General features: G+C 63.2%; 11 protein-coding genes and 1 pseudogene. 11 read left to right on the plus strand and 1 reads right to left on the minus strand.

The window, feature by feature from the left end; genetic code table 11:
• The first annotated feature begins 85 nt into the window (after positions 1 to 85).
• Positions 86 to 2,011 carry a molecular chaperone HtpG gene (gene htpG, locus ACFDR9_RS16655; RefSeq protein ID WP_409031726.1) on the plus strand — a complete coding sequence of 642 codons (1,926 nt, stop codon included), beginning with the start codon at positions 86 to 88 and terminating at the stop codon, positions 2,009 to 2,011.
• Between the two features lie 145 nt (positions 2,012 to 2,156).
• Here the strand turns inward: htpG and ACFDR9_RS16660 are convergent.
• A pseudogene (locus ACFDR9_RS16660) lies at positions 2,157 to 2,279 on the minus strand (sterol desaturase family protein); the annotation flags it as partial.
• A gap of 501 nt (positions 2,280 to 2,780) precedes the next feature.
• Between ACFDR9_RS16660 and flhD the strand changes: the two are divergent.
• The 10 genes from flhD to ACFDR9_RS16710 all read left to right on the plus strand — a co-directional run.
• Positions 2,781 to 3,098, plus strand: coding sequence for a flagellar transcriptional regulator FlhD (gene flhD / locus ACFDR9_RS16665; protein ID WP_026132842.1), 318 nt, complete (start codon positions 2,781 to 2,783; stop codon positions 3,096 to 3,098).
• Positions 3,099 to 3,130: 32 nt separating this feature from the next.
• Complete coding sequence (flhC, locus tag ACFDR9_RS16670) at positions 3,131 to 3,688, plus strand: flagellar transcriptional regulator FlhC (protein WP_017876528.1); 558 nt, start codon at positions 3,131 to 3,133, stop codon at positions 3,686 to 3,688.
• Positions 3,689 to 3,725: 37 nt separating this feature from the next.
• The gene (locus ACFDR9_RS16675) at positions 3,726 to 4,493 is read left to right on the plus strand and encodes a class I SAM-dependent methyltransferase (protein ID WP_409031727.1); all 768 of its coding nucleotides are present in this window, start codon (positions 3,726 to 3,728) and stop codon (positions 4,491 to 4,493) included.
• Positions 4,494 to 4,694: 201 nt separating this feature from the next.
• Positions 4,695 to 5,555, plus strand: a complete 861-nt coding sequence (motA, locus tag ACFDR9_RS16680) for a flagellar motor stator protein MotA (RefSeq protein WP_026132841.1) — start codon at positions 4,695 to 4,697, stop codon at positions 5,553 to 5,555.
• Between the two features lie 77 nt (positions 5,556 to 5,632).
• Positions 5,633 to 6,559, plus strand: a complete 927-nt coding sequence (motB, locus tag ACFDR9_RS16685; RefSeq protein ID WP_017876525.1) for a flagellar motor protein MotB — start codon at positions 5,633 to 5,635, stop codon at positions 6,557 to 6,559.
• A gap of 43 nt (positions 6,560 to 6,602) precedes the next feature.
• Positions 6,603 to 7,151 (plus strand): hypothetical protein, encoded by a 549-nt coding sequence (locus ACFDR9_RS16690; protein ID WP_026132840.1) that lies wholly within the window; start codon positions 6,603 to 6,605, stop codon positions 7,149 to 7,151.
• Positions 7,152 to 7,222: 71 nt separating this feature from the next.
• Entirely contained in the window at positions 7,223 to 7,588 is a 366-nt protein-coding gene (locus ACFDR9_RS16695; protein ID WP_026132839.1) for a response regulator, read from the plus strand.
• Positions 7,589 to 7,638: 50 nt separating this feature from the next.
• Positions 7,639 to 9,852, plus strand: a complete 2,214-nt coding sequence (gene cheA / locus ACFDR9_RS16700; RefSeq protein WP_409031728.1) for a chemotaxis protein CheA — start codon at positions 7,639 to 7,641, stop codon at positions 9,850 to 9,852.
• 17 nt (positions 9,853 to 9,869) lie between these two features.
• Positions 9,870 to 10,373 (plus strand): chemotaxis protein CheW, encoded by a 504-nt coding sequence (locus tag ACFDR9_RS16705; RefSeq protein WP_017876521.1) that lies wholly within the window; start codon positions 9,870 to 9,872, stop codon positions 10,371 to 10,373.
• A 181-nt stretch (positions 10,374 to 10,554) separates the two neighbouring features.
• The coding region (locus ACFDR9_RS16710) for a methyl-accepting chemotaxis protein (RefSeq protein ID WP_409031729.1) at positions 10,555 to 12,237 on the plus strand (1,683 nt) is incomplete at its 3' end.

Consider the following 12,237-nt stretch of genomic DNA (forward strand, 5'->3'; position numbering starts at 1 on the left):
CGCTTTCGGCCATGCCCTTGAAATCCATGTTTATAATCCCCATCTTGCTTACATCCGTTCAACTAGTCTTACACGAGGTAAAAACATGGCTGTCGCCGAAAAAGAAACCCTTGGCTTTCAAGCTGAAGTGAAGCAACTGCTGCAATTGATGATCCATTCCCTGTACTCGAACAAGGAAATTTTCCTGCGCGAGCTGATTTCGAACGCCTCCGACGCGTCCGACAAGCTGCGCTTCGAAGCGATCAACAACGACGCCTTGTACGGCAACGACCACGAACTGAAAATCAAAGTCAGCTTCGACAAGGAAGCGCGCACCATCACGATTTCCGACAACGGCATCGGCATGAGCCGCGACGAGGCGATCTCGCACCTGGGCACCATCGCCAAATCGGGCACCAAGGAATTCTTCGGCAAGCTGTCGGGCGACCAGCAGCAGGACGCCGCCCTGATCGGCCAGTTCGGCGTCGGCTTCTACTCAGGCTTCATCGTCGCCGACAAGATCACCGTCGAGACCCGCCGCGCCGGCGTGGACGCGTCCGAAGGCGTGCGTTGGGAATCGGCCGGCGAGGGCGACTACAGCGTCGAGCCGGTCGAGAAAACCGCGCGCGGCACCGACATCATCCTGCACCTGCGCGAAGGCGAGGACGAGCTGCTGTCGAGCTGGAAGATCAAGTCGATCATCCGCAAATATTCCGACCACATCTCTCTGCCTATCGTAATGCAGAAAGAGGAATGGGACGAAGAGAAGAAGGAAACCGTCGTCAAGGAAGAATTCGAGACGATCAACCAGGCCAGCGCGCTGTGGGCACGCAACAAGTCCGAGATCACGCCCGAGCAGTACGAGGAATTCTACAAGCACGTCTCGCACGACTTCCAGGCGCCGCTGACGCACACGCACAACCGCGTCGAAGGCCGCAGCGAGTACACGCAGTTGCTGTACATTCCGGCCAAGGCGCCGTTCGACATGTGGGACCGCAACAAGCGCGGCGGTATCAAGCTGTACGTCAAGCGCGTCTTCATCATGGACGACGCCGAGCAGTTGATGCCGGCCTACCTGCGCTTCGTCAAGGGCGTGATCGATTCGAACGACCTGCCGCTGAACGTCTCGCGCGAAATCCTGCAAGAGTCGCGCGACGTCAAGGTGATCCGCGAAGGATCGACCAAGCGCGTGCTGGGCATGCTGGAAGAGTTGGCCAACGCCGACGAGCAAGAGAAAAAAGACAAGTACACGACCTTCTGGAAAGAGTTCGGCCAGGTGCTGAAAGAGGGCATCGGCGAGGACTCGGTCAACAAGGAGCGTCTGGCCAAGCTGCTGCGTTTCGCCAGCACGCATAACGACGGCGACGAGCAGAACACCTCCTTGGCCGACTACGTGGCGCGCCTGAAGGAAGGCCAGGACAAGATTTTCTACGTCACGGCCGATAACTACCGCGCCGCGAAGAACAGCCCGCACCTGGAAATCTTCCGCAAGAAGGGTGTCGAAGTGCTGTTGCTGACCGACCGCGTCGACGAATGGATGCTGTCGTTCATCCAGGACTTCGAAGGCAAGGAACTGGTGTCGGTGGCCAAGGGCGGCCTCGACCTGGGCAAGTTGGAAGACGAAGCCGAAAAGAAAGAGCACGAAGAGACCGAAACCTCGTACGCGGACCTGGTCGGCAAGATGAAGGAAGCGCTGGCCGACAAGGCCAAGGACGTGCGCGTCACGTTCCGCCTGACCGATTCGCCGGCCTGCCTGGTCGCCGATGAAAATGAGTTGTCGGGCAACCTGCTGCGCATGTTGAAGGCCGCCGGTCAAAGCGCGCCCGAATCGAAGCCGATTCTGGAAATTAACCCGAACCATCCTCTGGTGACGCGCCTGAAGTACGAAGACGCCGAAAAGGGCACGCTGTTCGCCGACTGGTCGCACATCTTGTTCGACCAGGCCATGCTGGCCGAGGGTGGTTCGCTGGCCGATCCGACGGCCTTCGTCAAGCGCCTGAATGACATGCTGCTGAATACCCCGGCCAAGTAAGCCTTACTGTCCGACGCCAAACCGGCCCCCGCTTGCGACCCAAGCGCGGGCCGGTTTTTTTCGTCCGCGCAGCCGGCCCGCGCTTGTCGGCGCCGCCCCGCGGCCAGCACCGCGGGTACGCCGACGCCATGCTGGCCGGTTCGGGCACGCCCTGGAAGCCGACGACGGTGATGTAGGCGTCCATGACTTCTTTGTCGAAGCCGAACACGTACAGCCCGCCCAGCATGCCGACGCGGGTGACGATCAGTTCCAGGATGTGCTGGCACGAGTGGCGGGGGGGGGGGCAGCCCGCCAAGTGAGCGCTTTTCAAGGGCCCGTCCCGGGCTACGGCAACTATTTTGAAGTTTTTTCACCTTATTTTCAAAAGATCCTCAAGTTCCCGCCGCGGCCGCCGTAAAAGAGTACATGAAAGAGATTGAAAGATTTTTCAAAGTTTTTTCAAAATACCCCTCAAGTTCCCGGCGAGGCTGCCGTTACAGGGAGTAGAAGCGGTTGTCGCAGCACAAAAGAGTTGTAGAAAACGGCGTTTCCACCTCAGGCAGGAAGTCAGCTTTTGAACTTTTCAGCCCCATCAAATAGCGTCCTCCACGGGCGTCACAGCATGACCTGCTAGTGTTTGTCGGACAAACACCTACAGGTCGCACCGTCTATTGTCGGACGAAAAATACAGCGCGCCACCTCTACTGCTAAACTTGTTGCTCCATCAGAATGTATCTCATCGGCAATACGCACAGACGCCGGATGAGTTCAACGCACTGAGGAGATGGAAATGACTGCTAACGACATGATGGCCGAAATTCGCGACGCCAACCTGAGCTACCTGATGTTGGCCCAGCAGATGATCCGCGCGGACAAGGTAACGGCAATCTTCCGTCTTGGCATCGCCGCTGATATCGCCGAGCTGATCGAAGGCATGAGCAACGCCCAGATTCTCAAGCTCGCCGGCGGCAACATGATGCTGGCCCGCTTCCGCTTCGACGACAGCGCCATCCTGGGCATGTTGACGAACTATAATAAAGACCGCTCGCTGGCCCAGTCGCACGCCGCCATCCTGATGGCCGGCCAAGCCGTCGAAGAAATCGCTTAACCAGTTTCAGCGTCAACCGCGGAGTAGAGAACATGGCCAAGAAAAGTGTGGTGTCGGAAGCGCAGGAGATCCAGCTTGCGATCGAACTGATCCAGCTTGGCGCCCGTCTGCAGTTGCTTGAGACCGAAGTGTCGCTGTCGCGCGAACGCCTGCTCAATCTCTACAAGGAATTAAAGGGCGTCTCGCCGCCGAAGGGCATGCTGCCGTTTTCGACCGACTGGTTCATTACCTGGCAACCCAACATCCATTCCTCGCTGTTCATCAACATCCACGCCTTCCTGGTCGAGCACGCCGGCGCCAGCGGCATCGAAGCGGTGATGAAGGCCTATAAGTTGTACCTTGAACAAATGCCGCCGGAACCGGGCGAAGAGCCGCTGCTGTCGCTGACGCGCGCCTGGACCCTGGTGCGTTTTTTCAACAGCAACATGCTGGCGATGGCGCCGTGCAAAAAATGCACCGGCAAGTTCGTCGTCAACACCTTCGACCTGACCGCCGACTACGTCTGCGGCCTGTGCCACATGCCTTCGCGCGCCGGCAAAACCAAAAAAGCCAAAGAAGCCGCCGGCGCCAACCTGCCGCTGGGGGCGTGATTCCGGCTGCCCGCGTACCGGCCGGACGGGTTGCCGCGTGAGTTTGCCGCGCCAGCTGTGGCGCGCGCCCGCCGTGCGCGCGGCGCTGTTGCAGGCGCTCGCCTTTCCGTTGATGTTGTCGCTGGTGTATCTGCTGGCGCGCGCCGGGCTGCCGCCGCCGATGGTTGGCGTGGCCCTGTTGCAGGGCGCGCTGGCGGCGGCGCTGAGCTGGCGCTGCGGCCTGGCGTCGTGGTGGCGCGCGATCCAGCTACTGTTTCCGCTGGCGCTGCTGGCGGCGCAATCGCTGCACCTGCCGCCGCTGCTGTTCTTGCTGGCCTTCCTCTTTCTGCTCGGCCTGTATTGGTCCACCTTCCGCACCCAGGTGCCGTTTTATCCGTCCGGCCCGGCGGTTTGGGACGCGGTGGCCCAGCTGCTGCCTTCGCAGCGGCCGGCGCGCCTGATCGACATCGGTAGCGGCCTCGGCGGGCTGGTGCTGGAGCTGGCGCGGCGCCGTCCCGACTGCGTCTTCACCGGCATCGAACTGGCGCCGTTGCCGTGGCTGCTGAGCGTGCTGCGCGCGCGCCTGGGCGGCAGCGCGGCGCGCTTCGTGCGCGGCGACTACGAGCGGCTCGACTTCGGCAACTACGACGCGGTGTTCGCCTACCTGTCGCCGGCGGCGATGGCGGCGCTGTGGGAAAAGGCGGCGCGCGAGATGCGCCCGGGTACGATGCTGTTTAGTTATGAGTTCAATATCGCCGCGCAAAAGCCCGACCGCAGCATCGCCGCCACACCCGGCGGGCCGGCCCTGTATGTCTGGTACTTTTAAGCACACCTCTGCGTTATTTACTTGCTCGGTGGCCATAGTCAGGTTATTGTGGTTCCACCTGTTTGTCGTTCCACCTGTTATTTTTATGAAACCGGGTCGGTTTCCGTATACATTCTGCCCCCTCGTGCTTGTTGTGCCTGAGCATGGATAGATGGACCAGCCGAAGTTTGCAGCGCGGCCTTATTTTGGGAGTCAGTGCACTTGTTAGTTATTATTGGTTACGTGATCGTATGCGGCTCGGTCTTCGGCGGTTTCGCCATGGCGGGGGGGCACTTGGCCGCGCTGTTCCAGCCGCTGGAACTGCTGATGATCGGCGGCGCCGCGCTCGGCGCCTTCCTGGTCGGTAACACCGGCAAGGCCATCAAGGCGACGATGGCGGCGGTGCCGAGCCTGTTCAAGGGTTCGCGCTACACCCGCGACTTGTACATGGAGATGATGTCGCTGCTGTTCGACGTGCTCAGCAAGGTGCGCAAGGAAGGCCTGATGTCGATCGAGGGTGATATTGACACCCCGCAAGATAGCCCCTTGTTCAGCAAGTATCCGTCGGTTCTGGAGGATCATCATATTGTTGAATTCATGACGGATTATCTGCGCCTTATGGTGTCGGGCAACATGGATGCGTTCCAGATCGAAAATCTGATGGACAATGAAATCGAGACCCACCACCACGAGGGCGCCGTGCCGGCGCATTGCGTCGCCAAACTCGGCGACGGCCTGCCGGCGTTCGGCATCGTCGCCGCCGTCATGGGCGTGGTGCACACGATGGAGTCGGTCGGCATTCCTCCGGCCGAGCTGGGCATGCTGATCGCCCACGCGCTGGTCGGCACCTTCCTCGGCATCTTGCTGGCCTACGGTTTCGTCGGTCCGCTGGCCAGCCTGCTGGAGCAAAAGCTCGACGAGTCGACCAAGATGTTCCAATGCGTTAAAGTGACGCTGCTGGCCAGCCTGAACGGCTACGCGCCGGCGCTGGCGGTCGAGTTCGGCCGCAAAGTATTGTATTCGACCGAGCGTCCGACCTTCGGCGAACTGGAAGAGCATATCAAAAAATCGAAGACGAAATAGGCGCCGGCGCACCATGAACACATCGCGGCAGTCGACACCGCGGCAAGCTGGTTTGCCGCACACGCAAGGGGCACAACATGGCGGATGAAGGCCTGCGTCCGATTATCGTCAAGCGCATCAAGAAAACCGCCGGCGGTCACCACGGCGGCGCGTGGAAGATCGCCTACGCCGATTTCGTGACCGCGATGATGGCCTTCTTCTTGCTGATGTGGTTGCTCGGCTCGACCACCAAGGGCGACCTGAACGGCATTTCCGAATTCTTCAAGACGCCGCTGAAGGTGGCCATGCAAGGCGGCTCCGGCAGCGGCGACAGCTCCTCGGTGGTGCCGGGCGGCGGCGAGGACTTGAGCCGGCAGCAGGGCCAGGTCAAAAAAGGCGAGGACCCGCTGGTCAAGAAGACGTTCGACCTGAAAGGCGCCAAGGCGGCGCTCGAACGCGAAGAGGGGCAGCGCCTGGCGGCGCTGAAGGCGAAGATCGAGGCGACCATCGACGCCAATCCGGCGCTGCGCAAATACAAGAACCAGCTGCTGCTCGACATCACCAGCGAGGGCTTGCGGATCCAGATCGTCGACGAACAGAACCGCCCGATGTTCGCGCTGGCGCGCGCCGTGGTGCAGCCCTACACCCGCGAGATCCTGCAGGCGATCGGCTTTGTGCTCAACGAGGTGCCGAACCGCATCGGCCTGTCCGGCCACACCGACTCGACGCCGTATATGAGCGACGTCGGCTATAGCAACTGGGAGTTGTCGGCCGACCGCGCCAACGCCTCGCGGCGCGAGCTGATCGTCGGCGGCATGGCCGAGGGCAAGATCCTGCGCGTCGTCGGACTGGCGTCGGCGGCCCATCTGGACCGGGCCGACCCGTTCAATCCGATCAACCGGCGCATCAGCATCATCGTCATGAACAAGCGCACCGAAGAGAACGTGTTGCGCGACGGCGCGGCGCTGGACGTACCGGCCGAGCCGGCGCCGGCGGCGCCGCCGCCGCAGCCACTGAAAAAATAGCAAGGCGCGCGTCTGGGCGCGCATCTGGAAAACGAGAACGGTTATGACGAGAAAAAAGATCCTTGGCTCACACGTGAAGCGCCTGCTGTCCGGTGTCTCGGACCACGGCCGCAAGCATTTGACGGAAGTCGAGACCGACCTGGTGCAGACCGGCTTCCTGCTGGAGGAGGCGATCGAGAAGCTGTCGAGCAACTTCATGGCGATCCACGCCGCCGTCGCCGCGCAGCAGCAGACCATCGACCTGTTGCTGGCCGGCGGCGTGCCCAGCGCCGAGGACGGCGCCAGGTTGGCGGCGATGCAGGGCGAGGTCGGCGGCTATGTCAACGCCGCCATCACCAGCATGCAATTCCAGGACATGACCAGCCAGCTGATCGACCGCACGCTGAAACGCGTCACCGGCCTGCGCGAATTCCTCGGCACGCTGAGTTCGCACGGGGCTGAAATGTTGCCGGAAAGCGACAACGATGAAATCGTCGAACTGCTCGGCAAGGTCAGCATGGCGCTGGCGATACAGAGTTTGGAGTTGCGCAGCGTGCTGCGCAAGGCAGTCAGTCAACAGCATTTGGAAAGCGGCGACATCGAGCTGTTCTAGCCCGGGGGGCGTCGACACAATCGGTCAAACAAGCGGGCGCGGTGCCCGGAATTAAAATAGTGGGAGCAAAGATGGCTAAAACGATACTTGCAGTGGATGATTCTAGCTCGCTGCGCCAGATGGTGGCCTTCAGCCTGAAGGCCGCCGGTTACCTGGTGGTCGAGGCGGTGGACGGCCAGGACGGCCTGGAAAAGGCCAAGCTGCAAACGGTGGACCTGGTGCTGACCGACCAGAACATGCCGCGCATGGACGGCCTCGAACTGATCAAGCTGCTGCGCCAGCAGGAGGCGTACCAGAAGGTGCCGATCCTGATGCTGACCACCGAGTCGTCCGACGAGATGAAAGCGAAGGGCCGCGCGGCCGGCGCCAACGGCTGGCTGGTCAAGCCGTTCGACCCGCAACGCCTGATCGAGGTGGTCAAGAAGGTGATCGGCTAATGTTCGCCATGGAGTGCACAGATGCAACGCGAATTTGACGGAGTCACCACATGACCATCGATATAAGCCAGTTCTTCCAGGTCTTTTTCGATGAAGCCGAGGAACTGCTGGCCGAAATGGAACGGCTGCTGCTGGCCGTCGACATCGCCGCGCCCGACGCCGAAGACCTGAACGCCGTGTTCCGCACCGCCCATTCGGTCAAGGGCGGCGCCTCGACGTTCGGCATCACCGACATGTCGGAGGTGACCCACATCCTCGAGTCGCTGCTCGACCGCATCCGCAAGGGCGAGATGGCGCTGACGTCCGAGCACGTCGACGCCTTCCTGGCGGCCAAGGACATCCTCAAGATGCAGCTCGACGGCCACCGCCTCGGCAGCGCCGTCGACCAGGACGCCGTGGCCGACGTGCGCATGATGCTGCAGTCGCTGTCGCAGGGCGCCCCGGTGCACGCGATGGCGCCGGCGCCGTCCTTCCACAGCGCCGAGGCGAAGGTCGTCAACCACGAGGGCGGTACCCGCTACCGCCTGGAGTTGCCGCCGATGGACTTGCGCGAGGTGCACGCGCTGGCCGCCGAACTGGGCCTGCTCGGCCTGGTCGCGCTGACGCCGCTCGACGGCGAGCGCCACGCGATGATGGTGACGACCCATGAAAGCCTGGACGACATCATCGCCATCTGCTCGTTCGTGCTGAACCCGGACGACCTGGTGGTGTCGAAGGCGCCGCCGTTGACGCCGGCCCAGCGCGGCATCGAGGACGCCGCCCGCGCCGAGGTGGAAGGGGCGCTCGGCTACGGCTTCTTCGACCCGATCGAACCGTTCGCCGCGGCCGCCGGCGAGTCCGGCGAGGGCTACGGCTTCTTCCAGCCGATCGAACAAATCCGCGCGCTGTCGAACGAACCGAGCGACGCCGAGCGCGGCTACGGCTTCTTCCAGCCGATCGAGGAAATCCGCGCCGTCGCCGGCATCGCCGCGCCCGAGCCGGCGGCGCCGGCCGTCCGCGGCGAGGCCCTGGCCGACGCCGACGCCGACAAGAAGCCGGCCGCCCGCAAGGACGGCGAGAAGGCCGGCGCCGGCGCCGAGTCCTCGTCGATCCGCGTCTCGATCGAGAAGGTCGACCAGTTGATCAACCTGATCGGCGAGCTGGTGATCACCCAGGCGATGATCGAGCAGCGCGCCGACGCGCTCGACCCGATGCTGCACGAGCGCCTGCTCAACAGCATAGGCCAGTTGACCCGCAACACCCGCGACCTGCAGGAAGCGGTGATGTCGATCCGCATGATGCCGATGGATTTCGTGTTCTCGCGCTTCCCGCGCATGGTGCGCGACCTGGCCGCCAAGCTGGGCAAGAAAATCGACTTCATCACCAACGGCGCCGCCACCGAACTCGACAAGGGATTGATCGAGCGCATCGTCGACCCGCTGACGCACCTGGTGCGCAACAGCATCGACCACGGCATCGAAATGCCGGCCGCGCGCGCCGCCGCCGGCAAGAGCGAGGCCGGGCGGCTGTTCCTGTCGGCCAGCCACCAGGGCGGCAACATCGTCATCGAGGTGTCCGACGACGGCGCCGGCCTGAACCGCGAACGCATCCTCGCCAAGGCGCTGCAGCAGGGCATGGCCGTGTCCGAGCAGATGAGCGACCCGGAGGTGTGGCAACTGATCTTCGCGCCGGGCTTCTCGACCGCCGAGGCGGTCACCGACGTGTCCGGCCGCGGGGTCGGCATGGACGTCGTCAAGCGCAACATCGGCGCCATGGGCGGCACCGTCGACATCCGCTCGGCCAAGGGCTTCGGCACCACCATTTCGATTTCGCTGCCGCTGACGCTGGCGATCCTCGACGGCATGTCGATCCGCGTCGGCGAGGAAGTCTACATCCTGCCGCTGGGTTACGTCATCGAGTCGCTGCAACCGGCCCCCGAGGACGTCAAGGAAATCAGCGGCAAGGGCAGCGTGGTCAAGGTGCGCGGCGAATACCTGCCGTTGATCCCGCTGTACCAGATGTTCGACATCGCGCCGCGCTTCACCGATCCGTCGCAGGGCATCTGCGTGATCCTCGAAACCGAGGGCCGCAAGGCGGCGCTGTTCGTCGACGACCTGGTCGGCCAGCAGCAGGTGGTGGTGAAGAACCTGGAGTCGAACTACCGCAAGGTCGTCGGCGTGTCCGGCGCGACCATCCTGGGCGATGGCGGCGTATCGCTGATCCTCGATGTCACAGCCCTCATCCGTTCATCGCGCCAGTTGGCCGACGAATCCATCCCCTCTTGACCAGATAGGAAACCATCATGGCAGACCAGCAAAACTCAGGGCTGAAACTAGCCGACGGCAAGGACATCGCCGGCCATGAATTCCTCGCCTTCACGCTCGGCTCGGAGGAATACGGCATCGACATCCTGAAGGTGCAGGAAATCCGCGGCTACGAGGTGGTGACGCGCATCGCCAACGCGCCCGAGTTCATCAAGGGCGTCATCAACCTGCGCGGCATCATCATCCCGGTGGTCGACATGCGCATCAAGTTCAAGCTCGGCACGCCGGTGTACGACCAGTTCACCGTCGTCATCATCCTCAACATCGGCGGGCGCATCGTCGGCATGGTGGTCGACAGCGTCTCCGACGTCACCACGCTGACGCCGGACCAGGTCAAGCCGGCGCCGGAGATGGGCACCGCCTTCAGCAGCGACTACATGATCGGCCTGGGCACCATCGACGCGCGCATGCTGATCCTGGTCGACATCGACAAGCTGATGTCGAGCGGCGAAATGGGCTTGATCGACAAGCTGGCGGCGTGACGGCGGAATTGTTTTCCGCCCGGGCCGCGTTGCGGTAAGGTAGGGCCATGCAGTGCTGCCGGACCACGCCGTCGACGCGGGGGCGGCCGGCCGAAGGTTCGTAAGAGACCGGGTCAACAGGGGTTTGCCGGCGCGCAGCGGGGGCGCCGGCAGGACAAAGTGGGATTTTACGGAGACTGAAATGAATTTACGCGACTTCAAGATTGGCACTCGTCTGGGAATTGGTTTTGGCATTATTCTGACCATCCTGGTCGCGATGGTATTGTCGGCCAATTTCCTGAACTACCGCAACAAGGCCGAGCTGGTCACCGGCGTCGAGCTGTCGAACGCCAAGATCGCCCAGGCGGCGGCGATGAAAAGCGCGATGCTGGAAACCGGCATCGCCATGCGCAACATCGGCCTGCAGTCGGACGTCAGCCTGATGCAGAAGGAGGAGGGCAAGGTCAAGGAACAGCGCAAGCGCTACGAGGCGGCGCGCGACAAGCTGCAGACGCTGGGCCTGGACGACACCGAGAAGAAGGTGCTGGGCGAGATCGCCGCCTTCGACAAGGAAGTCGACGTCGCCTTCAAGGAGGCGATCGGCCAGGTGCTGGCGTTTAACAGCGAAGGCGCGGCCAAGGTCATCGCCAGCCGCATCGACCCGCTGGACCAGAAAACCCTGGTGGCGATCAACCAGTTGCTGGGCCTGCAGCAGAGCGCCGCGCGCAGCTTCATGGACGGCTCGGTGGCCGGCGACATGCGCCTGATGCTGATGCTGTTCGCGCTCGGCGGCGTCGCCGTGGCCGTCGGCGTGGTCTGCGCCATCGTCACCACCAAGAGCATCACCGGGCCGCTGCGCGGCGCGGTCGAGGTGGCGCAAAAGGTCGCCGCCGGCGAGCTGACCTCGCACGTCGAGGTCACCGGCAAGGATGAAACCAGCGCGCTGCTGCGGGCGCTCAAGGAAATGAACGAAAGCCTGGTCAAGACCGTCACCGACGTGCGCGCCGGCACCGAGACGATCACCATCGCCTCGCGCGAAATCGCCTCCGGCAACGCCGACCTGTCCTCGCGCACCGAGTCGCAGGCCAGCTCGCTGGAACAAACCGCCAGCTCGATGGAAGAGCTGACCTCGACCGTCAAGCAAAACGCCGACAACGCGCGCCAGGCCAACCAACTGGCCGTGTCGGCCTCGTCGGTCGCGGTCAAGGGCGGCAGCGTGGTGTCGCAGGTGGTTAGCACGATGGGTTCGATCAAGGACAGCTCGCGCAAGATCGTCGACATCATCGGCGTCATTGACGGCATCGCCTTCCAGACCAACATCCTGGCGCTGAACGCGGCCGTCGAAGCGGCCCGGGCCGGCGAGCAGGGCCGCGGTTTCGCCGTGGTCGCCTCCGAGGTGCGCAACCTGGCCCAGCGCAGCGCCGGCGCGGCCAAGGAAATCAAACAGCTGATCGGCGACTCGGTCGACAAGGTCGACGCCGGCAGCAAGCTGGTCGACGAGGCCGGCCAGACCATGGACTTGATCGTCACGTCGATCAAGCAGGTCGCCGACATCATGGGCGAGATCACCGCCGCCACGCTGGAACAGAGCAACGGCATTGAAGAGGTCAACCAAGCCATCACGCAGATGGACGAGATGACGCAGCAGAACGCCGCGCTGGTCGAACAGGCGGCGGCCGCCGCCGAAAGCATGCAGGAACAGTCGTTGAAGCTGGCCCAGGCGGTGAGTATCTTCAAGCTCGACGACGACCACGAGCACGAGCACGCCGCGCCGGCCCACGCCGCCCACGCGCCGGCCGCGCACGCCGCGCCGGCGCGGACGCCGGCGCGGGGGAGGCGGGGGGGGGAGGGGGGGGGGGGGGAAGAAAGAAGTGAGAGGTTACGA

The sequence above is a fragment of the Janthinobacterium sp. CG_23.3 genome (genome assembly GCF_046115965.1).
GTDB lineage: Bacteria > Pseudomonadota > Gammaproteobacteria > Burkholderiales > Burkholderiaceae_D > Janthinobacterium.